General features: G+C 36.9%; 20 protein-coding genes. 11 read left to right on the forward strand and 9 right to left on the reverse strand.

Translation table 11 applies throughout. The annotated features are described in order from the left end of the window. Nucleotides 1-4: 4 nt before the first annotated feature. The 3 genes from AXA65_RS00185 to AXA65_RS00195 form a co-directional block, all read right to left on the reverse strand. Nucleotides 5-253 (reverse strand): DUF6952 family protein, encoded by a 249-nt coding sequence (locus tag AXA65_RS00185; protein WP_034967957.1) that lies wholly within the window; start codon nucleotides 251-253, stop codon nucleotides 5-7. Between the two features lie 38 nt (nucleotides 254-291). Continuing rightward, complete coding sequence (locus AXA65_RS00190) at nucleotides 292-603, reverse strand: thioredoxin family protein (protein WP_063968122.1); 312 nt, start codon at nucleotides 601-603, stop codon at nucleotides 292-294. Between the two features lie 95 nt (nucleotides 604-698). Beyond that, nucleotides 699-1,331, reverse strand: a complete 633-nt coding sequence (locus AXA65_RS00195; protein WP_063968123.1) for a peroxiredoxin — start codon at nucleotides 1,329-1,331, stop codon at nucleotides 699-701. A 377-nt stretch (nucleotides 1,332-1,708) separates the two neighbouring features. Here AXA65_RS00195 and AXA65_RS00200 point away from each other — a divergent pair, with 377 nt between their 5' ends. Further along, complete coding sequence (locus tag AXA65_RS00200) at nucleotides 1,709-3,163, forward strand: MBOAT family O-acyltransferase (protein WP_063968124.1); 1,455 nt, start codon at nucleotides 1,709-1,711, stop codon at nucleotides 3,161-3,163. 11 nt (nucleotides 3,164-3,174) lie between these two features. Further along, complete coding sequence (locus tag AXA65_RS00205; protein ID WP_063968125.1) at nucleotides 3,175-4,035, forward strand: hypothetical protein; 861 nt, start codon at nucleotides 3,175-3,177, stop codon at nucleotides 4,033-4,035. Nucleotides 4,036-4,101: 66 nt separating this feature from the next. On the opposite strand, the gene AXA65_RS00210 is transcribed toward AXA65_RS00205, so the two are convergent. Then, entirely contained in the window at nucleotides 4,102-5,292 is a 1,191-nt protein-coding gene (locus tag AXA65_RS00210) for a pyridoxal phosphate-dependent aminotransferase (protein ID WP_063968126.1), read from the reverse strand. 242 nt (nucleotides 5,293-5,534) lie between these two features. Here AXA65_RS00210 and AXA65_RS00215 point away from each other — a divergent pair, with 242 nt between their 5' ends. The 7 genes from AXA65_RS00215 (at nucleotide 5,535) to AXA65_RS00245 (ending at nucleotide 15,409) form a co-directional block, all read left to right on the forward strand. Continuing rightward, nucleotides 5,535-6,797 carry a LuxR C-terminal-related transcriptional regulator gene (locus tag AXA65_RS00215; RefSeq protein ID WP_063968127.1) on the forward strand — a complete coding sequence of 421 codons (1,263 nt, stop codon included), beginning with the start codon at nucleotides 5,535-5,537 and terminating at the stop codon, nucleotides 6,795-6,797. A 289-nt stretch (nucleotides 6,798-7,086) separates the two neighbouring features. Then, on the forward strand, nucleotides 7,087-10,914 hold the full coding sequence (locus AXA65_RS00220) for an Ig-like domain-containing protein (protein ID WP_063968128.1): 3,828 nt from the start codon (nucleotides 7,087-7,089) through the stop codon (nucleotides 10,912-10,914). An 88-nt stretch (nucleotides 10,915-11,002) separates the two neighbouring features. Next, a complete protein-coding gene (gene rsmG / locus AXA65_RS00225) occupies nucleotides 11,003-11,638 on the forward strand; it encodes a 16S rRNA (guanine(527)-N(7))-methyltransferase RsmG (RefSeq protein WP_063968129.1) in 636 nt (211 codons plus the stop codon). Nucleotides 11,639-11,649: 11 nt separating this feature from the next. Then, on the forward strand, nucleotides 11,650-12,069 hold the full coding sequence (locus tag AXA65_RS00230) for a hypothetical protein (protein ID WP_063968130.1): 420 nt from the start codon (nucleotides 11,650-11,652) through the stop codon (nucleotides 12,067-12,069). A 65-nt stretch (nucleotides 12,070-12,134) separates the two neighbouring features. Continuing rightward, nucleotides 12,135-12,344, forward strand: coding sequence for a hypothetical protein (locus tag AXA65_RS00235; protein WP_063968131.1), 210 nt, complete (start codon nucleotides 12,135-12,137; stop codon nucleotides 12,342-12,344). A 54-nt stretch (nucleotides 12,345-12,398) separates the two neighbouring features. After that, nucleotides 12,399-12,617 (forward strand): hypothetical protein, encoded by a 219-nt coding sequence (locus AXA65_RS00240; protein WP_063968132.1) that lies wholly within the window; start codon nucleotides 12,399-12,401, stop codon nucleotides 12,615-12,617. A 98-nt stretch (nucleotides 12,618-12,715) separates the two neighbouring features. Further along, nucleotides 12,716-15,409, forward strand: a complete 2,694-nt coding sequence (locus AXA65_RS00245; RefSeq protein ID WP_063968133.1) for a PD-(D/E)XK nuclease family protein — start codon at nucleotides 12,716-12,718, stop codon at nucleotides 15,407-15,409. A 122-nt stretch (nucleotides 15,410-15,531) separates the two neighbouring features. Here AXA65_RS00245 and AXA65_RS00250 read toward each other — a convergent pair whose 3' ends face one another. From AXA65_RS00250 to AXA65_RS00260, 3 genes are all read right to left on the reverse strand, one after another. Further along, nucleotides 15,532-16,182: a peptidoglycan recognition family protein gene (locus AXA65_RS00250; protein ID WP_063968134.1), complete on the reverse strand. Its 651-nt coding sequence runs from the start codon at nucleotides 16,180-16,182 to the stop codon at nucleotides 15,532-15,534. 62 nt (nucleotides 16,183-16,244) lie between these two features. Then, complete coding sequence (locus tag AXA65_RS00255) at nucleotides 16,245-16,814, reverse strand: DUF1287 domain-containing protein (protein ID WP_063968135.1); 570 nt, start codon at nucleotides 16,812-16,814, stop codon at nucleotides 16,245-16,247. Between the two features lie 84 nt (nucleotides 16,815-16,898). Continuing rightward, on the reverse strand, nucleotides 16,899-18,080 hold the full coding sequence (locus AXA65_RS00260) for an acyl-CoA dehydrogenase family protein (protein ID WP_063968136.1): 1,182 nt from the start codon (nucleotides 18,078-18,080) through the stop codon (nucleotides 16,899-16,901). Nucleotides 18,081-18,603: 523 nt separating this feature from the next. On the opposite strand from AXA65_RS00260, the gene AXA65_RS00265 reads away from it, so the two are divergent. Next, on the forward strand, nucleotides 18,604-18,876 hold the full coding sequence (locus tag AXA65_RS00265) for a hypothetical protein (protein ID WP_063968137.1): 273 nt from the start codon (nucleotides 18,604-18,606) through the stop codon (nucleotides 18,874-18,876). A gap of 3 nt (nucleotides 18,877-18,879) precedes the next feature. Then, nucleotides 18,880-19,389 (forward strand): YegJ family protein, encoded by a 510-nt coding sequence (locus tag AXA65_RS00270; RefSeq protein ID WP_063968138.1) that lies wholly within the window; start codon nucleotides 18,880-18,882, stop codon nucleotides 19,387-19,389. Nucleotides 19,390-19,497: 108 nt separating this feature from the next. Here AXA65_RS00270 and AXA65_RS00275 read toward each other — a convergent pair whose 3' ends face one another. Next, on the reverse strand, nucleotides 19,498-22,395 hold the full coding sequence (locus tag AXA65_RS00275) for an AsmA-like C-terminal region-containing protein (RefSeq protein ID WP_063968139.1): 2,898 nt from the start codon (nucleotides 22,393-22,395) through the stop codon (nucleotides 19,498-19,500). 102 nt (nucleotides 22,396-22,497) lie between these two features. Then, nucleotides 22,498-23,127, reverse strand: coding sequence for an SGNH/GDSL hydrolase family protein (locus AXA65_RS00280; RefSeq protein WP_086048013.1), 630 nt, complete (start codon nucleotides 23,125-23,127; stop codon nucleotides 22,498-22,500). Between the last annotated feature and the right edge of the window lie 6 nt (nucleotides 23,128-23,133).

Consider the following 23,133-nt stretch of genomic DNA (forward strand, 5'->3'; position numbering starts at 1 on the left):
ACTTTTATTTATCAATGGATCCCATTACTTTTTGAGCAAATGAGTTAAGCGCATCTTTTTCGCTCATTCCATTGTTGACGTTTGCGTGAACTTCTAGCGCACCGCAAATGTTGGTTATCAATTCTCCTGCAACATTCAGATCTTCTTCGGAAACATTACGGAATTCTGAAAAACTTTCCAAAACTTCCAAAGTCGCTTCCAGATTTTCTGGCGTTTGGTTTTGATAAAACTGTCTTATGATGGGTAATTTCATTTTGTATAAATTAAAAAATTAAATGATTAAAAAATTAATTAATTCTTAATTTCTGAAAATAATGTAGTCAAGCTGTCAGCCTTGTTGGTTTGAACTTGGCTCTTCAAAGTGCCGCCTTCAAATACTGCGAATGTTGGCAAATTGTCAACTGTCGCCAACTTTCTACTTTCCGGTAATTTTTCTGCATCTACATAATAGAAAGGAATCTCGTCATTTTCTGAAGCCAATTTCTTGAATTTCGGTTTCATGATTCTGCAGTTTCCACACCACGTTGCACCATACTGAACCATCACTTTATCATTTTCACTTACGATCTGTTGTAAGTTGTCTTCTGTAAGTTCTATGTACATAATTTCAATTTTTATAATGTATCAGTGTAACAGTTTAACAATGATTTGAAATATTGTTACACTGGTACATTGTTCAATTGTTAGATTAAAAAATATTAGTTTTTGCTGAAGTATTCTGCAACGCCAGTTCTGTTAGCGTTCATTGCTTCTTTACCTTCTTCCCAGTTTGCAGGACAAACTTCACCGTGTTTTTGAACGTGAGTATAAGCATCGATCAAACGAAGATATTCTTTCACATTTCTTCCAAGTGGCATATCATTTACAGACTCGTGGAACACTTTTCCAGTTTCGTCGATCAAATAAGTAGCTCTGTAAGTTACGTTTGAACCTGTGTAAACTTCGTTTCCTTCCTCATCGTAATCCAAATCTTGGTCTACAATTCCAAGGATGTTTGCCAATTGTCTGTGCGTGTCTGCAAGAATTGGGTAAGTTACACCTTCGATTCCGCCGTTGTCTTTTGGTGTGTTCAACCAAGCGAAATGAACCTCGTTCGTATCGCAAGATGCACCAATTACAATTGTATTTCTTTTTTGAAATTCTGGTAAAGCTTCTTGGAATGCGTGCAATTCTGTAGGGCAAACAAAAGTGAAATCTTTTGGATACCAGAACAAAATAACCTTTTGCTGATTGTTTAAAGCTTCTTCAAAAACATTGATCTTAAGGTCGTCACCCATTTCGCTCATTGCATCAATCGCAACATTTGGGAATAATTTACCTACTAATGACATAATATTTAAGTTTAAATTGTTATTTTTAATAGTGCGAAATTACAAAGATTTTGTGAATTGAATATTAATAATCGATTTATAAAATCTATCAATACGAAAGATTGGAAACTAACAGTGTTATCAAGGAACTATGACATGTTTGATTGCTAAATAAAATGATGACTTCCAAATTCTTCCAGAAATATGAATCAAATCTCAAACAAATCATTAACTAAAAAATAATTCTACTCAGACTTTTCTAAATAATTTCAAATGGAAAATTCTTAGTCAAGCTTTGATAGGTTTGCATTTTTTTTAATAATTTCGCTCAATTGAAAAGCATAAGCTAAAAAAAAACACGATGAGCGAAATATATTTGAAAACTAGAGACCAGAAGAATGCTTTTTAATTCTGTCAGTTTTGCGGTTTTTCTGCCTATCGTATTCGTTCTGTATTGGTTTTTCACCAACAGAAATTTAAAACTTCAAAATGGTTTGCTACTCGTCTCCAGCTATTTTTTCTATGCTTGCTGGGATTGGCGTTTTATGTTCTTGCTATTGTTTTCGACATTGCTTGATTATTTTACTGGTCTGAAGATGCAGGATTCACAAAATCAAAAGCATCGAAAAATCTGGTTTTGGCTGAGCATTATTATCAATCTTGGTTTTCTGGGCGTTTTCAAATATTATAATTTCTTCGCGGAATCATTTGCAGAAAGCGTTTCGCATTTTGGTTGGCAAGTGAGTCCGTTGATGTTGAGCGTAATTTTGCCAGTTGGAATATCGTTCTACACTTTCCATGGACTTTCTTACGTCATCGATATTTATAAAAACAGAATAAAGGCCGAACGCAATTTTGTGGATTATGCAGTTTTTGTCAGCTTTTTTCCATTGCTTGTTGCAGGTCCGATCGAGCGGGCGACGCATCTTTTACCTCACATCAAAAAGCAAAGAACCTTTGATTATGCAAAAGCTGCGGATGGTCTCAGGCAAATACTTTGGGGATTATTCAAAAAAATCGTGATTGCTGACAATTGTGCAGAATATGCCAATTATATATTCAACAATTCTGCGGATATGAACGGAAGCACTTTGGTTTTGGGCGCTTTGTTTTTCACATTCCAGATCTATGGGGATTTTTCGGGTTACTCGGACATCGCATTGGGAACTGCACGTTTATTTGGAATCGAATTATTAAGAAATTTTGCATTCCCATACTTCTCAAGAGATATTGCTGAGTTCTGGAGACGCTGGCATATCTCGCTTTCATCATGGTTCAAGGATTATTTGTACATTCCTCTTGGTGGCAGCAAAGGTGGAAATTGGATGAGGATCCGGAATACATTTATCATTTTTCTCGTCAGCGGATTCTGGCATGGTGCGAATTGGACATTTATCGTTTGGGGACTTTTGCACGCCTTATTTATATTACCGTCCATCATTATGAAAACCAATCGAAACAATTTGGAAATTGTTGCGCACGGTAGAATATTTCCAACACTGAAAGAATTTTTGCAAATTTTCATCACATTTTCTTTGGCCGTATTTGCATGGATATTTTTTCGAGCAGAGAATATAGAACACGCTATCAGTTATATTAATGGAATTTTTAGTCCTTCCATCTTTAGCTATCCAAAATTTGAGGGAATGGAAAATGCATGGACAAAGCTGGTATTGATTTTATTATTTTTATTGATTGAATGGCAAGGTCGTGAGAACCAGTACGCTTTGGAAGGCATGAAAAGGATCAGTTCAAAATCCGCGCGGTGGTTTAGTTACATCATCATTCTTTTGATCATCTATTTCTATGGCAATTTTGGTGAAACGGTGGAGTTTATCTATTTTCAATTTTAAAGATATCAGATATGAAAAAGTTTATTTCTAATCTCGTTATTTTTTTGATCATTGTATTCTTATTCAATGTTGTCGTGTTTGTGTTTGCGAATGATAACTATTACAAAGGGTACAAAGAGTTTCCCAATAAAAAATATCACTCATTCATCATGGCGGACTCACATGGAATGCCTCTTGATCAATTTGCGGAGAAATTTGAAGTTTACAATTTCTCGTCGAACAGTGATTCTTATTTTGACATGAAGAGGAAAATCAACTATCTGATAGAAAATGATTACAAGGTAAAAACGATTTACATCACGGTTGATGGTCATACGCTAAGTCCTTACAGAGATGCTAATAACAATACAGATAAAAGCATCATTTATACTTCGGAGATTAATCCTGATTATATCAAAGAGAAATATTTGAAATATTATTTTCCTATTTTCCAATTGAAGGTCAATCCATTATTCAGAAGTTATATGGAGCACAAGATCAAAAATATTTTTACTGATAAATCCGAAACTTCAACTGATATCATCTGGAGCAAATTACCGAAAAGTGAACAAGTAAAAAGGTCTGAAGAAAGAGTAATGGGACAATTCCCAACAAAAAATAAAAGTCTTAAGCTCGAAAAGACCTTATTGGAAATCATCGACCTGTGCAAAACGAATGGCATTGAATTGATAGGAATAAAATTTCCAGTGTCAGATACTTATCTAAAAATACTAGGCTGCAAAAATTACGGCGCCGACCAATTATTCATTTCCAATGGTTTGAAAGTCATTGACAATGAATCAACTTTTATCAAAAATGATGATTATTTTGGAGATCAGGACCATCTCAATCCAAAAGGTGGCGAAGCGTTTGTCGAAAAATTATTAAAATAAAAAAACACCACTTAAAAGTGATGTTTAATTTTATTTAATGTCTTCGAGAATCTCAGACTGACAATTTTAAAACTTCTCTACACAATCTTTAATTCGTTTCATAGCTTCTCTCAGGTCATCTTCAGACGCTGCATAAGAAAAACGGATACATTCAGGACTTCCAAAACTTACACCGCCAACGCAACCGACGTGTGCATTTTCCAAAAGGAACATTGCGAAGTCGTCAGCGTCTTTGATCTCGGTCCCGTTCAGATTTTTTCCGATGAAATATGAGATGTCCGGGAAGAAATAGAAAGCACTTTTCGGAAGGTTGCATTTGAAACCTTTGATGTCTTTCATCAATTCGAAAACCAGGTCACGTCTTTTATGGAACTCTGTGATCATATATTGCAGCTCCAATGGGTCCATTTGCAAAGCAGTGATAGAAGCACGCTGAGCAACTGTATTGGCACCGCTGGTCATTTGACCTTGAACTTTGTCGCAAGCACTTGCCAACCAATCTGGACAAGCAGAATAACCAATTCTCCAACCCGTCATCGCAAAAGCCTTGCTCATCCCGTTGATCACAGCTGTCTGCTCATAAACTTGTGGGAAACTAGCAATAGAAACGTGCTCACCTTCGTAATTGATGAATTCGTAGATCTCATCTGAGATGATGGTAACGTGAGGATATTTGGCCACCACATTTGCGATAGCTTCCAATTCTTCTTTCGTATAATAACTTCCGGAAGGATTACAAGGTGAACTGTAAAGTAGAGCTTTGGTTTTTGGCGTAATTGCTTTTTCTAATTGCTCGGCTGTGAATTTGAATTCTGTGTCAATAGAAGTTTCTATGAAGACTGAAGTTCCACCAACCAATTTTACCATCTCATCATAACTTACCCAGTAAGGAGCAGGCAAGATCACCTCGTCGCCGTCATTTACAATGGCAAGCAGGACATTCATTATAGATTGTTTGGCACCATTGGCAACACAGATCTGTGAAGGTTTATAATCAAGATCGTTATCTCTTTTCAGTTTTGCAGAAACGGCTTGCCTCAATTCTAGAAACCCAGGAACAGGCGAGTAGTGGCTGTAATTTTCATTGATGGCATCAAAAGCTGCCTGTTTGATCTTTTGAGGAACATCGAAGTCTGGTTCACCCAATGTCAAGCTGATGACATCTATGCCAGCGGCTTTCATATCGCGCGCCTTGTTACTCATTACAAAGGTTTGAGAATAACTCAGTCTGTTCAGCCTGTCGGAAATTTTACTCATGAAACTTAATTAAATTAGATTTAGACACAAATATAATTTTTTAATCTAAAATGAATGGTTTGTTTTTCAAATATTATTCAGGAATTTTTATTTAAAATAGACTTTTACTGAATTTGATGCATACAATTATACAAATAAGTATTTATACTCAATGATGTATCTCGATAATTGATTATTTTTGCACATCAATTTTTCTAGTAAAACATCATTTCAAAAAGTTATGGTTTTTCAAAAGAATTTTTTTGGATGCACTCATAAATAAAAATTTTACCCGTTACTTAACCTTAATTACATTAGTATCTATCAGTTTTCTTAACGCCAAAGGACTTAATCTTGAATCCCTGGAAAAGGAGATCGTTACCTATAATAGAGCGGGAAAGCACATGGTTTCCCAAAAGAAACTATCAGAAATTTTACTTACGAATGACCTCTCTGCCGAAGAGCGGGCCAACATACTTTATCTAATGGCCACAACTTATCGCAGTGTGAACGATTATCTGATGTGCATAGATTATCTGGAGCGTTCGCAGGCTATTGCCAAAAAATTGCCCAATGAGAATACATTGCTAATGCGAATCGATCATGAGTTTGCTTTTGTCTACTTCGATACCAAAGATTACGAAAAGTCTGGTGAGGCCATGAGACATATTGCTGAGCAAAATTATAAGACGATCGATCCTGAGGATAAAGCCTATATCCTGATGCAGGAGGGTTTTCTTCTACTAAAGGAGAATAGATACGGAGAAACCGAAAAAAAATACACCGAGGCACTTGCAATCATGGAAAAGGTAAGTCATTGTAATCTGCCTATGGCCTATGGTAAAATGATGGAACTTTACGGTCGTAAAAAAGAGATCAGTAAGGTTGAAGGTATATATGATCAGGCTTACAAAATTGCAGACGACTGTGGCATTTTGAAATACAAGGTCTTTTTGGCTGCCGAGTTGGAAAGTATCTACAAGGAAAATGATCTTTTCACTCAAGCTTATGAAATGGGTCTTAAAGCCGATTCTTTGAGAAAATTGGAAGATCAGGGCAACGTGATCTCGGAAATGCATATCATAGATAAAGCGTACATCGAAAAAGGAACCTTGCAGGAAGAAGAAGAAATTGTCGCCCATGAAAAAATTGGCGCAATAATTGTTGCTGCGATGCTGTTGTCATTTATCGTTTACTCTGTTCTACGAAGCAGAAGACTAAAAAAAGACAAGATAAGAATGGAAGAAGAAATAGAACAGATGAAGGAAGATCTACATTCTTATTCTCAAAATACTCATTCGAATGAAAAAAATGTAGATCCGGAAAATGAGATCTTCAATTCGGACAAACTTACGGAGCGTCAAAAAGAGCTTCTAAAACTGATGGCAGATGGGTCATCCAACCGAGAGATCGCAGAAAAACTATTCATTACTGAGAGTACAGTAAAATATCATATCAAAAATATTTATAGCGTTCTAGAGCTAAAAGACAGAAGGGACTTATTTAAAAAAATAAGCAACAGCTAGACCTTACATACCTACAACACCGCATGAACACTGACTATCCCGAGGGATAGTTTTTTCGTTTATATGTCTATACTATCCCGAAGGATAATTCTTTTTTATAATATTTGTAATAATATTGCCCTATCATTATTCAAATGACAATTGGTTTCTATTGAGGATCTTACAGGATCAAGGAGCCATTTTCGTAAATTCTTAAAAGCTTATGTACCGGTTTTCTTATCATATATCAAGATTTGATAGTTAAACAAGTGTTTAAATTTGCAATGTTAATTATTATAAGCAACAACTGATGAAAAAAAATTTTTATTTTCTATTTGCAATTTTCATTGCAAACATTTTCTCTGCGCAATCTGATTTGGTAACATGGGGTTTGACCTCAAATGGAGGTGTAAAGTACTCGGACAGTAGAATCGTTGCAACACCAATTACTACAAGTGAAAATCCAATCTCCTATGACGCACAAGGTATGAAGGTCACAGGTTGGAACAATGGGAATGTTGAACACTATCGTTATTTTGGATTCTCTGTAGGCTCGAGTGATGGAAATCCTGTTAACTTATCCAATTTAGCTTTCGAGCAAGAAAGTTTAAATGCTAGTGTCAAAAATTATACCGTTCGATATTATATAGCACCGGATGGCAATAATGTGGATGATTGGAACTTCTTTTACAGCGTCAATGCTCCAATCTTGGTGAATAACGAATCCATTAGCAGTAATTCTGTTAAGAACATACCTCTTAACGTCACCATTTCCGGAACCAAAAGACTGATCGTTAGATTCTACACATCTGGAAATGATTGGGGTGCAGGCTGGCGGATCAAAGTCAATTCTTTGAAGATTACCAATGCACAGCAAGTTGCACCCGTTGCCAACAACGATACTTTCACAGCATACAAAAACATCGAGACAGACCTTGACATATTTGCGAACGATGTCCCTTCAACAAACCTTAGTTCAGTCACTGTAACACAGCAGCCAAGCCACGGAACATTGACTATAAATGGCATGACAAATGTCACCTACAAACCTACAACAGGCTACACAGGCTCAGATAGTTTCAAATATAAGACCAGCAATGCTGTAGGGATTTCTAATGAGGCTACTGCTAATATCAATGTAGTGGAAAGTGTAAATGCACCTTTGGTAAGATGGAACAATTCCAATTATCAGCCTACAGCCTACAACAGCTATATTACCGTTGGCGATGTTACATCGACTGCGAATCTTTCATATACTGAAAATGTTTCAGTCAATGGCGTTAGTTACAACGCCTTTCAAACCACTGGATGGCCAGATAAAAATGCACAGACAATAGATACATCAAAATATGTACAATTCACGATCAGTCCAAAGGTTGGTTACAAACTTAATTTGTCAGAATTCAATTTTCTGTGTGCGATGCAGGGCGGCGATGCAAATATCAGAATCGATTACTCTTTGAAACCTGATTTCTCAGATCCAGTTACAATCCTTCCACAAACGACGATCAACGGTAACCTGTCGACAATTTCTCTTACAAATTTTTCCAAGCCAATAGCAACAGATGGTCAAGTCGTATTTTTGAGGGTGTATGTCTACAATACTTGGAATGCAATGCAAATTTTGCTTCGAAATGGACAAAGTGTAGGGCCGATATTCAATGGTACTGTGGAATATAGTAGTACGGTTCCTCTTGCATATAATGACACGATCACAAACATCGTAAATAATGATATCGATATCAATGTCCTAGTGAATGATGATTACAGTAATAAGATCACATCACTCACTTACACACAGCCTGCACATGGAACAACGCTGATCAATGCCGATAGAACGATTAACTATATTCCAGCAAAGGATTATGTGGGTTCAGACTCTTTCACTTACTATATTACAAACCAATATGGTGTGTCCAATGTAGCAATGGTTAATATCACTAATAATGTTAACAGTACCTCACCACTGGTGAGATGGGATAAGACAGATTTTACTCCAACCACCTTCCAATCATTCATTGGATCGACGCCTGTGACAACAAAAGGTGGTCTGAACATTAAAGTTGGTGGAGAAACCAATCCTAGAACTTACTATGTAGAGACCAATGGAAACAATACAACATTCAATAGTTCAAGATATGTCCAGTTTGTATTAGACAATACAAGTACCAAAAAGACTGTGGAACCAAAGACTTTCACCTATGTTGCCAAAGGAACTGCTGGTGCAAAATATGAGATCAGATATTCCAAGGATGCTAATTTTTCCAATGAAGTTGTACTTTCCAGTGGCTTGGTCCCAACGGACTATACGCTTCAAAGTTTCAATTTTGATGAGGGTCTCAAATTGGAACCTGGTGAAAAGGTTTATATCAGACTATTCCTTTACAACAGTTTCTACGTACAATTCGTAATGCAGTTCATTACTGGAGGCATGGGACCACAGACCGATGGTTTATATTACAACAGCGTGTACTCTCCAAACAGTACCATCTGGTTGAACCCTACCAATCCACATTGGAGCAACGGGATCCCAACAGCGACTAAAAATGCAATTGTCGATACCAATTATAACACTTCTGTATATGGCAACTTCGAAAGCAAAGATCTGACGATCAATGCTGGTGCTAGCATCACAATCAACGCGGGAGGCTCTGTTACAGTGAAGGGACAGGTCATCAACAATGCAAACGCTGCTGACTTCACTATCGAAAATGAAGGGAATCTATTACAAACTAGCAATAGTCCAAATACAGGGAAAATAACGGTCAAGAAGTCCGCAGTAATTCCAAAAATGGGTTACAACTATTGGTCATCACCAGTTTCTGGGCAAAATCTTTATCAATTCTCGGAAGGTTACAATCAAGCAACTACAACAGGTACAGGAACGCCTTGGAACAGATTCTATGTCTACAACGAGTCCAACGATTATTTCGTAACTTCGATAGCCAATGAGATTACTGTGAATTCTACATCTGTATTTCAACCAGCAAGAGGTTATGCGATCAGAGGTAAGAATAGTTTTCCAGACAAAATTACGAGCACTTCTCCAGCTTCAGTGTTTGAGTTTGTAGGAACGCCTCAGAATGGAGATTTCTCTTACACTTTGAAATATACGAACGCTGCACACGGATACAATATGGTGGGTAATCCTTATCCTTCAAATCTTAGTTTTGATGACCTCTTTGCAGTCAACAGTACAAAGATCAATGGTGTTGCATATTGCTGGACAAACAATGATGGTCAAGTAATAGCACAGCAAAGTAGCAACTATAAAGGTAACAACTATGCGATATACAATGGGTCTGGTGGAGTTTCTGCAACTTATTATGGCAGCAACAATAGAAAGCCTACTGGTGTCGTATCAGTTGGTCAGGGTTTTATAGTTCTTGCCAAAGCAGCAGGTAAGAACCAGCCTTTGATCTTCAACAACACAATGAGGTCTGGTGAGAAAGCCAACTTCTACAACAAAAGTAATAAGAAAGATAGATTTTGGTTAGAACTGAAATCGCCTACAGATGCCAATAATGAGATATTGCTAGGTTACATCGAGAATGCTACAAACAATTTCGAAACGAACTTTGACACAGAATTATTAGCCGTTGGAAATGATTCTTTCTGGAGTATCTTGGATACTAAAAAATTAGGCATCCAGGCAAGACAGGCACCTTTGTACAATGATGACGTTATCAAACTAGGCTTCAAAGCTTCAGTATCGGGTAATTATACAATCACTATCACAGATAAAGAAGGTGTTTTCTCAGAGTCACAAACGGTTTACTTAAAAGATAGATATTTAAATAAGGTTACAAATATTAGCACTGAATCCTATGTTTTTGCAACCAACGAAGGACAATATGAAGATAGATTCGAGATCATCTACAGGTTTACAGAAACTTTAGGAACAGATAATTCTGTTAAAAAAGGAATCGAGATCTACAAAGACACACAAAACTTCATTGTCAGGTCAGACGAAAACCTTGAAAATATAAGTGTTTATGATGCTGTTGGAAGATTGATATTCAATATAAAAAATGCCAAGAAAGAAGTTTTGATCAATAAAACAGATCTTTCAGAAGGCATGTATATCATAAAAGCGAATTCTAGAAATACAACGATGACAAAGAAAGTTTTAAAATAACACATTAAAACTTGGAAATTTCAAAACCATCAGAATTATTTTTGATGGTTTTTTGTTTATAATCTATTAAAATTCATAATTTCGCTCTATGTCATTAGAATTAGTTTTAAAATATTTTCCCGATATCACCAGCGAGCAAAAAGACCAGTTCGCCGAATTAGAAACCTTATACAAAGATTGGAATGAGAAGATCAACGTCATCTCCAGAAAAGATACAGACAGTCTCTATGAAAAGCACATTCTCCATTCTTTAGGCATTGCAAAGATCATGGAATTTGCAGACAACACAAAGGTCCTAGACATTGGTACTGGTGGCGGTTTTCCAGGAATTCCATTAGCGATTTTATTTCCAAATGCACAATTCACATTAGTCGATAGTATTGGTAAAAAGATCACCGTTGTAAAAGGTGTTGCAGAAAGTCTGGGCTTGAAGAATGTGACGGCGCATCATATGCGAGCGGAACAGTTGAAAGAGAAATTTCATTTTGTGGTAAGCAGAGCTGTGACGCAAATGCCGATTTTTCTGACTTGGTTGCGGGGAAAATTCGAGAAAGAGCAATTCAATCCAAAGCACAATGGCGTCATTTATCTCAAAGGTGGTGACCTTGGTGAAGAGCTAGCCGGAATCAAATGCGAGATCTTCCAACTGAAAAATTATTTCGAAGAGGAATTCTTTGACACCAAAAAAGTCGTATATCTATCAAAAGGTAATTTTAATAATTAAAAGAAACGATCATGAAGAAAGTATTTATCTTATCAATGATGGCGGTTTTTGCCAGAGCAGTTACATCTTGTAACGACAATGATGATTACACGCAGATCACAGAAGTGTATGCATCAAAGGTTGATAGCGTACAAATTCCATTGGATACGATGGCTGTAGGAGTTACTCAGGAATTGAGGGTTTATTCTACATTTACTAAAACTTGTGAAGGGATCTATAGCTATGATTACAACTACACCAATGACTCCGTGAGAACAGTGGCCAACTTTGGTTTCAAGACCAATGAAGCTTGTGGCGACGGAACTTATGTGGATGGCAGCCGTATCAATTTCAAACCAGTGAAGACAGGAACTTACACTTTCAAATTCTGGACAGGAAAAGATGCTGCAGGAGCCAATACCTATATTGAGAAGAAAGTAGCGGTATTGTAGGTTTCAATGAATTTTCAATTTCAAAAAAACAATTATAAGTGAGACTTCTTATTTCAATTTTATTAATGACAATTTTCTGTTCTTGTTCGGAATATGTCAAGCAGGAAAATTATATTAGCAAAGACATTGAAATTGATTTCCCTGTTGGTTGGAACATGACTGATAATGAAGATTTCGGTGCTGGAAAATACTTTGCGATCGAAAAAAGTGGATTAAGTTCCAGTGGCCTGGTAACAATTTCTTTCGTGGAAAAAGATTACGACCTGCAAGAGTAGATCAATCTTAATATTAAAGAGATACAGTCGAATCTTATCTTACAAAAAGCAGATGTGAAATTTGAAAAAATAGAAAAAAGTAAATTTCAAAATACAGATGCACTTTCTGCTAATTATAAAATGAAATTATTGGGTCTTGCACATAGCGGCAAAATATATGCATTTGCCAAAAATGGAAAAGTGTTTGCGTTTATACAACAAGGTGCTGACGAAGATAGTTCCGGAAATATAGAAGGTTTTGATCATCTTCAAAATAATCTAAAAATCAAATGACATATTGTCAAAAAAAATCATTGTAAACTTTGCGTTAAAAATTCAGATTCAACCAAAAAAATAATTAAATTGAGCCTTTACTTCAAAAGGCTTTTTTTATGCAGTTTCTCCACAGGATCATCTCAGAATTATTAGAAAATTACAAAGACCTTTCAGCGTTGGACATCGTCTTACCTGGAAAGCGTCCAATGGTCTTCATCAAAAGGATTTTGCAGGAAAAGCAGTACCAAGGCCTTCTTCCTAATTTCGTGACGATAGACGAACTCATCGCAGAACTTTCTGAAGATCTTGAAATCAAGGGAATCGCACTTTGGCTTTTCGCTTATCGAACTTATCAAAAAGTAGATTCTTCCGAAGATTTTTCCGGCTTCCTCAAATGGTTTCCAACCTTGCAAAAAGATTGGGACGATATGATGAAGTTCTCAGAAAATGACCAAAAGATCCTCGAATGGATGTTGGACGAAGAGCGCATCAAAAACTGGGGCGAAGACCTTGGCGACGAGGATAACGCTAGAAAGAGAAACCTCAATTTCTGGCGAAAAATGAACGAGTTTCTGCCACTTCTCAAATCAGACTTAAGGAAAGAAAATCTCGCAACTTCCGGAATGATCTATCAGGAAGCATTTTCAAAATTAGAAACTTTTGCAAAGTCAACTCAAAATCACTTTGTTTTCTGTGGTTTTAACGCATTATCTCGAGTTGAGGAACAGCTCGTCCGCAAACTTTTGCAATGGAACAAAGCTGAAACCTATTTCCAGGCAGACAAATATTACATTGATGATGCAAGACAGGAATCCGGAAAATTCCTCAGAGAAACCATCAAGTGGAAAGAATTCGACCTATACAGAAACTTCAACTGGATCGATGACCAATTCTCTCAACCAAAAAATATCAAAACCTACGAAGTTTCCGGAAACATCGTTCAGGCAAAGGTTTTACCAGAACTTCTGAAAAAAATTCCAAAAGAAGAATTGTCAGAAACAGCTTTGGTCTTGTTGGACGAAAATCTTCTGCCAGCCGTTCTGGACAGCTTGACTTCCGTGGAAAGCGTGAACATTACGATGGGATTTCCGTTGAAGAATCTGTCATTCAGCAACGCGATCAAAAAACTATTTTACCTTCAAAAACAACAAGAGAAAAAGTCGTCCAGCTACTATTACGCCGATGTTTTACCAATCCTGGAAGAACTTCCGAATGACGAGATAGATGGCGCAATCATTCAGGAATTCATTGCAAAGATCGAGGAACGGAATATCGTCTATATCTCAAAAAATCTCTTAGCAGAATTACTCGGAAACTTGAGTTATTTTCAGCTTCTTCAAAAACCAGAATCAACACAGGACTTTTTAGATCTGTTAATTAAATTCTGTTACGAATTGAAATTCAAAGAACTGGATGACATCCAATATGAGAATGTGGCACATTTTGAAAAGGTTTTCAAAGTCATCAAAAACCAGTTGTTGCCTTATAAAATTGAGATCAAGATCGAGACTTTGGAAGTCCTCATCAATCAATTGGTGAACACAGAAAGTATTGATTTCGTGGGCGAACCATTGGCAGGATTTCAAATTATGGGACTTTTGGAAACACGACTTTTGAACTTCAAAAACATCATTCTCCTTTCAGTCAACGAGGGGAAATTGCCATTAGGTAATACTCAAAATACTTACATACCATTCGATGTCCGCAAGAATTTTGGATTGAACACTTTCCTTGAAAATGACAGCATCTACGCTTATCATTTTTATAGATTAATTCGAGATTCTCAAAATGTCCATCTACTTTACAACGCTTTGAGTTCGGGCGTAAATACAGGCGAAAAAAGCCGATTCATCACTCAACTTGAAATGGAAAGTCCACACCGGATCGAACATATCATTATAGAAAATACCTCTGAACCTATCTCTCAAGAGTTGATGAAAATCGAGAAAAATGAAGCGGTGATACAACTTTTAAACGAATGGAAAAACCGCGTTTCTGCGTCGCATCTCGTCACTTATCTTTACAATCCAATTGATTTTTATCTCAATCAAATCCTTAAAACGAGAGAAACCAACGAGATCGAAGAAGAACTTTCGCAAAGAAATTACGGGAATCTCGTCCATTATGCCTTACAATTTTTGCACGAGCCAATCAAAGGTAGAATCCTATCAATTAAAGATTTGGAAGACTTACTTCAAAAAGTAGATGAATCGATAGAGGACGCCATCGAAAAGCTAAAACACCAATCCGAATTCTATGAACGCGGAATGAATTTCATTCACAAAGAAATTGCAAAAAGAGTAGTGCGAAACATAGTCGAATACGATTTGGAATTAGTCAAAAATGGTTCAGCTCTAGAAATCATCGACCTCGAAAAAGAGATCAACTGTGATTTTTATCTTGACGAAAATCGAGAAGACAAAATCAGTTTCTACGGTTTCATTGATAGGATTGACAAACTCGACGGAATCACGCGCGTCATTGATTATAAAACAGCGAAACCTAAAAATCTTACGGTTAATTTAGGAAAAAACAAAGAGGAAAAGTTGCCAGAATTATTCTTCCGAGACGATTACAAACAAGCTTTACAATTATCAATCTATAAGTTTTGCATCACCAATTCTTTAAACATCAAGCCAGAAAATGTGGAAACCGCAATCTGGTCTTTCGCAGAAGTGAAGAATGGTCCACAAAACCTTAATTTCATCGATATTGAAGATTCTGAAGTGGAAGATTCCATCAGAAATCTAATTGCGGAAATCTTGAATCCTGAAGTTCCTTTTGAGGAAAAAGAGAAAGTGAGTTGGTAATTTTTAGTAGCACTAAGACTTCGACTCCGCTCAGCCTGAAACTGTTAAAAATAAACGATTAGTATTAGAGTTGTCACACTGAGCGGAGTCAAAGTGTTCTGTATTCGCGATAAGTTCAGAATTTATGGCTGACTTTTCAATTTCAAATCCGTCACTTTCGCTCTCACTTTTTTCATAAAATCATCGCCTGGATCAGCTTTTCCAGTGAAATATTTCGGATCAGATTCCTTCCAAAGTTTTGAATTTCGGAAAACACCATATTCCGAATGTCCGATAAGATATTCAATCGGATATTTTTTGGTTAAATATCTTACCAGTTCGGCGTTGGCTTCCACTTGTTTGTCGGTCAACGGTTGCGCTTTGCTTCCGATATTCTCAACGCCAATGGCACAATAATTCAGGCCGATCGTGTGTCTGGCAAATAGTTCTGGGTCTACCAATTGATAAATCGTTCCGTCCCTGTCGATGATGAAGTGAGAAGAGACATTCAGTGAACTTTGCTTTTTCAGCGTGGATCTTTGATTCTCAAGATGCAGATTGTTAAAATATCTAAAGTTGGATTCGACTGTTCCACCAGCTGTGTAATGCAATACGATTATTTTCGGCGTGATTTTCGGGGTTTTCTGATTTAGACCATGATGTTCCTTCATGTAGTCCACACTCAGCTTGATCTTTTCTTTAGAATAATCGATCGGTTTCTGTATGATCTTTATATTCTGAGCCTGCAATAGAAAGCAAGAACTCAGAAATAATATTTGCAAAAGTTTAGTCATAAATATTTTAAATCACAAAAGTCACAATTTTTTTTAATTAATCAATTATCATTCATCGATTATCATTGATAAGAATAATGTCCAGTGATCGGCCAACTAAACAGACAATCCTGCAAAACCTGTCCAGCGCCGATGTTATGAACGATCATAAAACGTTTGCCATCGGGCGATTTTTGATTGACAACGATTCCAATATGTGTCAGATTTTTCGGCAGATTCCAAGTTACGATATCGCCGGGAACATAATCTTTTGCATCATTTGAAATTCCTTTGACTTTTCCAAATCTTGAGAAAAATACCTGCAGGTTCGGAACTCTGCGATGGTCGATATTGGAATCCGGTCTTTTCAGTCCCCATTTTTTAGGATATTTTGAGAAATTCTTCACCATATCTTCATGAACTTCCTTCTGCAGATCAATTCCTAATTTTCTGTAAGCACGAATCACAACATCGGTGCAGACACCTTTGTCAGCGGGAACATCGCCGTTTGGATATTTCAAAACGAAATAGGCTGGGTCATAAACCACTTTATCTTTAGTCAGGCTGATTGAAGCATTTGAAAGTTTGGTAGGGAAATTTTGGCTAAAACCTAAACCAGAAATTAGAATAAATAGGAAAAAATATTTTCTCATCTGAATATTTATATGTTATGAACGTAAAAACCTACGAAAATATTCCGTAGGTTTCTGTTAAAAATATATAAGATTGATTTGGTCTTATCCAAAGGCATTGATGCCTGTAATATCCATTCCTGTTATCAGTAAATGAATATCGTGTGTTCCTTCGTAAGTGATCACAGATTCCAGATTGGCGGCGTGGCGCATCATCGGGAATTCGCCCATGATCCCCATTCCACCAAGCATTTGTCTCGATTCTCTGGCAATCTCGATAGCCATTTTGACGTTATTTCTTTTCGCCATAGAGATCTGTGCTGGCGAAGCTTTATTTTCGTTTTTAAGATTTCCTAACTGGTAACAAAGCAATTGCGACTTGGTGATCTCTGTCAGGAATTCAGCTAATTTCTTTTGCTGAAGCTGGAATCCACCAATGGGTTTTCCAAATTGTTTTCTTTCTTTCGAATATTGAACACCTGTACAATAACAGTCAATCGCTGCGCCAATTACGCCCCAAGAAATGCCATATCTGGCAGAATTAAGACAAGAAAGTGGTCCTTTCAAACCTTCAACATTTGGAAGTAGATTTTCTTTCGGGACTTTCACATTATTGAAAACCAATTCTCCGGTTTTAGAAGCTCGTAAACTCCATTTGTTATGCGTAGTTGGTGTGGTGAAGCCTTCCATTCCGCGCTCAAGAATCATTCCTCGTACTTTTCCGTCTTCGCCTTTTGCCCAAACTACAGCAATGTCTGCAATAGGAGAATTCGTGATCCACATTTTGGCACCATTCAAAAGATAATGGTCGCCTTGGTCTGTGAATTTGGATTCCATGGATGAAGGATCAGAACCGTGGTTGGGCTCTGTCAATCCGAAACAGCCGATCAAATCGCCTGATGCTAATTTTGGTAGATATTTATGCTTTTGTTCTTCAGATCCGAATTCAAAAATAGGGAACATTACCAATGAAGATTGTACAGAAGCTGCTGAACGAACCGCCGAATCGCCTCTTTCCAATTCCTGCATGATCAATCCGTAAGAGATCTGATCCAATCCGGGTCCACCATATTCCTCGGGAATGTAAGGCCCCAAAGCGCCAATGTTGCCCAATTCCTTCATCAACCCCGGAATATCCGTATGATCTTGCGCTGCTTGATCAATTTTCGGCATGACGAAACTCTCGACCCAGCTACGCACAGATTCGCGGATAAGCTTGTGTTCTTCGGTTAACAGGGTGTCTATTGAGTAATAATCGGGTATGCTGGTGAGTGGATAATATGACATTGTTTTGTTTTGCCTAAAAATAAAGCTTTTCTTGAATTACCAAAAAGTTTTGTTCACAAATAATTCATTTTCTGATTTTATACATTGTTCTCATTTAGAACTTCGGAATAAATCGCTACAATGCTCATCAATACTCAGCATTCTTATAAATGCAAAATTCTGAGGGGGTGGTTCAGGAGGGGGGTACCCCCGGTTCCGAACCACCCTTTACCCGGTTTTGAAATGGTCGCAACTGGTTCGGAACTACCCTTAAGCCGGTTCTTAAATGGTCATAGCCCCTTAACCAACCACCTTTGGGTGGTCAAGGACCGCCCGAGACCACTTGGGTAACCGCCTGCGACCAGTTGGTGAAGTGGTCATAGGTGGTCCGGAACCGGTTTTGACCATTTGACCAACCAGTTTTTGCCAGTTCTGAATCAGGTGGTGGCGGTTTTTGTTGATGGTGTTGGAAATAATGTTACTTTTATGACTCAAAAATTGCATTTATTGAATAATGTGTAAAAAAATGAAATGAGAATATATTATGAAAACATCACAGACAGAAAAAATCTTTGATTATTTAATGGTTGAATTTCGTATAGATAAAACTCAAATCGTTAATTTTTGGGATGCTGATGATTGCGCTTTTGGTATTACTAATGTGGATAAAACAATTTTGATTTATATCTCTACCTTCAACAAGGAAGTTGATGAGTATTATTTAGAAATTGAATGTCAAAATCAAGAAAATCAAATCTTAGAAAATATAAATCTCGAATGCTTGGTAAATACTATTAAACCTATTTTATGTGCTTAAATTATGAGATTTAAATATTTAAACTATTTGATATTTTTTTTAATATTAAATAGTTGCCAAAAAAAAGATGCAGTTGTTAAAAGAGAAAATGAGCCAGATATTCATCTTCTTAAAAATGAAGATGAAGAAATGAATATTGCCATCGAAAATGCACAAAAATCACTTCATAAATTTAAAGAAGCAATAACAAGTGAGAATCCAAATTACTATAATTTCGCGCTAAAAGCAAGGTTTGCTGTTGATGATGGTGGAGGTGAGCATATTTGGATCAGTGATGTTCAATATGACGACAACAAATTTTATGGAGTTGTAGATGGAAAACCAATTTCTACACACGAAGTGAAATTTGGGGATACAATTGAAGTGAGATATGAAAATATAACGGACTGGATGTATTTTGATAAAAATATAGTAAAGGGAGCATTTACAACCAGGGTTTTACGAAAACGAATGTCTCAGGAAGAACGCAATGCAATGGATACAGAAAGTGGTGTGAAATTCGAGAATGAATAAGAATATCTATCCAAATATTTTAAAAATGCTCCAAACAAAAAAGATACGAGTGAGAGGCTCGCACTAACAACAAAAATAAAAGCTCCAATTATAACTGGAGCTTTCACTTTATTTCTCTTTCACATCTCTACTAACCTGCTTCTCCGCATTCTCAGCCTTCCTTTCCTGCGCACGTTTGTCTTTTCGTTGTTGCGCTCGGGATTTTTTCTCAGCCCGTTTTTCTTCACGGATGACTTTGTTGGATTTGGTATTGTAAAGCGCATCCATAATGCCTTGTCCGGTTTTGCTGAAGATTTTGATTTTCGGTTTCTCGTGTGTTCCTGTTACCACAACAGGGAAACCGATCCATCCGCCTGGTGGCAAACCAACTCTGATTCGGAAATCGAGCAGGCCGTTGAAACTGGTCGTCCCGCTAATTGACGGTCTCAAAACTGAGACTTTGAAAGTAAATGGATCCACGTGAATCAAATTGTTTTTGATGTTCGTTTTGATGTCAACCCCCTTCATATCGGGATTGTTGAAGGCATCTGCGCCAATACCGTTTCCGACTGCGGAAAGCATTTTTAGGTTTTTGACTTCGACATCTTTTAGATTGACGTTTCCGCCTCCTTCAAGAGATGGGTAGATCGGTTTCATATTCCCGTCAAAATCGCCTTTCAATTTATAATCAAGAGAAACAATTCCCTTCACATCTTTGGCTGCAGTTGCCATTTCGCGAATCATATCGATTTCTTTGTAAGCTCTCTGAACATCGAAGTTATCAACTTTCAAAGCGACATCGTAATTGGCCGTGATCGGTGACTCGTTTTGATATCTTGCATCTATTCCCATTCTGCTTCCGACAATGTCGAAGCTTGTATTCTTCAGGTAAACTTCGCCTTTGTTGACAGACGCCAATCCCACAAGATTATTCAATCCAAGTCCTTTGAATTCTACCTTTTTAGCATTCGCTTCCAGAGAAACATCCAGATTTGTTGGAACAATCACAACGCCGCTGCTTTTCGGATTTTCTTCTTTCGCATATTCTACAGCTAGCGATTTGTCTTTGTTGTCGCCTTCTTTCAACGCCATAAATTCATCAACCAAAATGTAATTAGATTTAAGATGGAATTTACCGTGCAAAGTTCCTTTTCTCTCGATGAAATAATTAATAGTATTTAAAAGATAGCCATTCAAGGCGAAATCAGATTTTCCATAAGTCGCATAGAATTTTCTAAACCACATTTTCTCATTTTCAAATTCGAAATTTCCTTCTTTGATAAAAAATGATTTTGGGAGATATTCAGTGGTGGCTTTGATATTTTTTAAGATTAAGTTTCCTCGGTTGTCCAATCTGCTGTATTGTCCTGTTGTCGCGTAACTTTGACGACCATTCAAAGATAAATCTGCCATTATCAGACCACTGACATCAAATCCTTCTTTCCTGAAAACCTGATAGATTCGGCCAATGTTCAAAACGCCTTTTGCTCTGATTTTATATAACAGATCTTCGAAGTTTTGAAGGTCTGCATTCACAAATACAGGATTTCCTTCAAAATCAAATTTGAACGGATCAAGTTTCACACCCAGACTTTTGAAGGTCCCATCTGTATTATAAATATTCGCTAAAATATTGATGTTCTGAATCGCATTCGGATAATATTTCGTTTTCAGCCAGCCATTTTTCAGATTAAAATAACCTTTCGTCTTTGGGAATAATTTTTTATCCAAATTGAAAATACCATTCGATTGAATATCCGTATTCATAAGACCTTTCAGTTCAATATCTTTCAATCCCAAAGCTGAATCCAAGGTGGCCAGATCAATTCCACCTTTGATGTTGGCATTGATTTTCATTTCGTCCATTCCCTGAGTTCTTACAACGGCTCGGAACTTATTATTTTTACCCAGATCAAAACTCAGATTTCGAAGGTCGAGTAGGAGTTTGTTGGTGTCCAATGATGGTAGATCCACATTCAGATCCATATTCAAATTGTTCATTGGAACTGGCGCATTGCTGTTGGAAACCGAACCATTATTGATTTTAAGACTGGCTTTCAAATCGGGTTTCTGGTTTTTCGGCTCACTGAATCTACCTTTTAAACTGAAGAACAAATCACTATTTCCCTCGATTTTCGTGTCTTTCACCCAACTTAAATATTGCGGTGGCAAAACGGACAACATATCTTTAATCGTCGTTTTTTCCGACGCCGCATTGATATTCAAATTATAACCATCCTTCAAAATACTCACAAAACCGGTGAATTTCAAAGGCAGTTCATTGATTCTCAACTCATTTTTTCTCAAAACAAAAGTCAAGGCATTGGTGTTGATTCTCGTAATCAAATCGGCGTGAAGTGACTTTTCTTTGGCGTACCAAATTCTATTTAATGCAAAATCAAGTTTGTCGATTCCAAGGTCGGTTTCGAGGTCGAAAATATCTTCGCTTAATCCGCCTTTTCCTGTATAGTTAAGACCTTTCGCATTTACCAAAACATTGGCTGCGTGGTCATTGTATTTGATGTTCCAGTTTTTCAGTTTAATTAAATCTAATTTGATTGAAGCGCCAGCTTCCGTCGTGTCTTTTGGTTTTTCCGAAGGTTTGGAAACGTAAACATTGTAATTTGCCTGACCTTTGGAATTGACGAAAACGTTTGCTACAGCATCATTCACATATATCTCATCAATTTTGATTTCTTGGTCAAAAATTAAATTTTTAAGATTGATTCCGACTGAAACGTCTTTTGCCGCGAGCAATGTATCTTGTTCAAATGGCTTGGAGCCTTTGAGTAAAAAATCGTCCACAGAAACCGTCAGAGAAGGGAAGTGGCGGAAAAATGTAAGGTGTGTTTTCTTATAATCGAGTTTGCCAGCCAAATGTTTGTTAGCAAATATCTTTACCTGATTCGAAATCTGTCCGGGAAAAAGAATCGGAATAATGAACATTAGAAATAGGATAGAAGCAATCGTAATTCCCAGCCATTTTAATATTTTCAGCAACACTGATGTTATATTTCCCGCACTCATAAATTTAGATTTTTATGATTAATTCAAAGACTGTGCTAAAAATCAATTCACAAAAAAACTTCCTCGTTTTGAGAAAGGTTTTGAAGCTTTATTTATGAATGTTTATAAATATTTTTCGATGATCGGAAGGGCGCTTTCAGCCATCATTTTGTAACCCTTTTCGTTGGGGTGAACGCCGTCTTTGGAAAGTAAAATCTCTTTGTTTTCTAAAAACGCGGAATGAAAATCGATGTAAGTTAAAACGTTTTCAGTTGCAATATCTTTAAGGATCTGATTGTATACCAAAACATCTTCGTTTGTTCTGATCTTTCCAGTTGCTGAGATCTTAGAATCAATTTTCTCAGAAATTGGAAGAATGCTGACCAAATAAATATCGTCTGAATAAAGCTTTGCATCTTGAATTGCAGTTTTAATATTTACCTTAAACTGTGATTGATTTACTATTTGATTTCCATCTTTTACAGCCAGATCATTGGCACCATAACCGATGAATACGATATTTCCGTCAGCTGAATTTCTGGCTTTCATCTCGTGCGGAATCCTTTTGACCAGACCTTCCGACGTTTCGCCACCAATTCCGAGATTGAAAAGAATCAGTTCATTCGAACTTCCTTCATTATATTTCTGTAGCGCATATCTTTTCAGAATATCTACCCAACCACCAAAAATACCATCATATTCTCCGTAAGTAATACTGTCACCGAAGAATAACCCGTAAATCATTTTCTTCATTTCCTT

This window comes from Chryseobacterium sp. FP211-J200, from assembly GCF_001643375.1.
Taxonomy (GTDB): Bacteria; Bacteroidota; Bacteroidia; order Flavobacteriales; family Weeksellaceae; genus Epilithonimonas; species Epilithonimonas ginsengisoli.

Excerpts from the sequence above, each read along its gene's own strand:
- AXA65_RS00250 (WP_063968134.1), bottom strand. The coding sequence starts at position 16,182 with ATGACTAAACTTTTGCAAATATTATTTCTGAGTTCTTGCTTTCTATTG.
- AXA65_RS00220 (WP_063968128.1), top strand. The coding sequence starts at position 7,087 with ATGAAAAAAAATTTTTATTTTCTATTTGCAATTTTCATTGCAAACATT.
- rsmG (WP_063968129.1), top strand. The coding sequence starts at position 11,003 with ATGTCATTAGAATTAGTTTTAAAATATTTTCCCGATATCACCAGCGAG.
- AXA65_RS00230 (WP_063968130.1), top strand. The coding sequence starts at position 11,650 with ATGAAGAAAGTATTTATCTTATCAATGATGGCGGTTTTTGCCAGAGCA.
- AXA65_RS00200 (WP_063968124.1), top strand. The coding sequence starts at position 1,709 with ATGCTTTTTAATTCTGTCAGTTTTGCGGTTTTTCTGCCTATCGTATTC.
- AXA65_RS00265 (WP_063968137.1), top strand. The coding sequence starts at position 18,604 with ATGAAAACATCACAGACAGAAAAAATCTTTGATTATTTAATGGTTGAA.
- AXA65_RS00185 (WP_034967957.1), bottom strand. The coding sequence starts at position 253 with ATGAAATTACCCATCATAAGACAGTTTTATCAAAACCAAACGCCAGAA.
- AXA65_RS00280 (WP_086048013.1), bottom strand. The coding sequence starts at position 23,127 with ATGAAGAAAATGATTTACGGGTTATTCTTCGGTGACAGTATTACTTAC.
- AXA65_RS00245 (WP_063968133.1), top strand. The coding sequence starts at position 12,716 with ATGCAGTTTCTCCACAGGATCATCTCAGAATTATTAGAAAATTACAAA.
- AXA65_RS00205 (WP_063968125.1), top strand. The coding sequence starts at position 3,175 with ATGAAAAAGTTTATTTCTAATCTCGTTATTTTTTTGATCATTGTATTC.
- AXA65_RS00255 (WP_063968135.1), bottom strand. The coding sequence starts at position 16,814 with ATGAGAAAATATTTTTTCCTATTTATTCTAATTTCTGGTTTAGGTTTT.
- AXA65_RS00195 (WP_063968123.1), bottom strand. The coding sequence starts at position 1,331 with ATGTCATTAGTAGGTAAATTATTCCCAAATGTTGCGATTGATGCAATG.
- AXA65_RS00235 (WP_063968131.1), top strand. The coding sequence starts at position 12,135 with ATGACAATTTTCTGTTCTTGTTCGGAATATGTCAAGCAGGAAAATTAT.
- AXA65_RS00275 (WP_063968139.1), bottom strand. The coding sequence starts at position 22,395 with ATGAGTGCGGGAAATATAACATCAGTGTTGCTGAAAATATTAAAATGG.
- AXA65_RS00260 (WP_063968136.1), bottom strand. The coding sequence starts at position 18,080 with ATGTCATATTATCCACTCACCAGCATACCCGATTATTACTCAATAGAC.
- AXA65_RS00210 (WP_063968126.1), bottom strand. The coding sequence starts at position 5,292 with ATGAGTAAAATTTCCGACAGGCTGAACAGACTGAGTTATTCTCAAACC.
- AXA65_RS00270 (WP_063968138.1), top strand. The coding sequence starts at position 18,880 with ATGAGATTTAAATATTTAAACTATTTGATATTTTTTTTAATATTAAAT.
- AXA65_RS00190 (WP_063968122.1), bottom strand. The coding sequence starts at position 603 with ATGTACATAGAACTTACAGAAGACAACTTACAACAGATCGTAAGTGAA.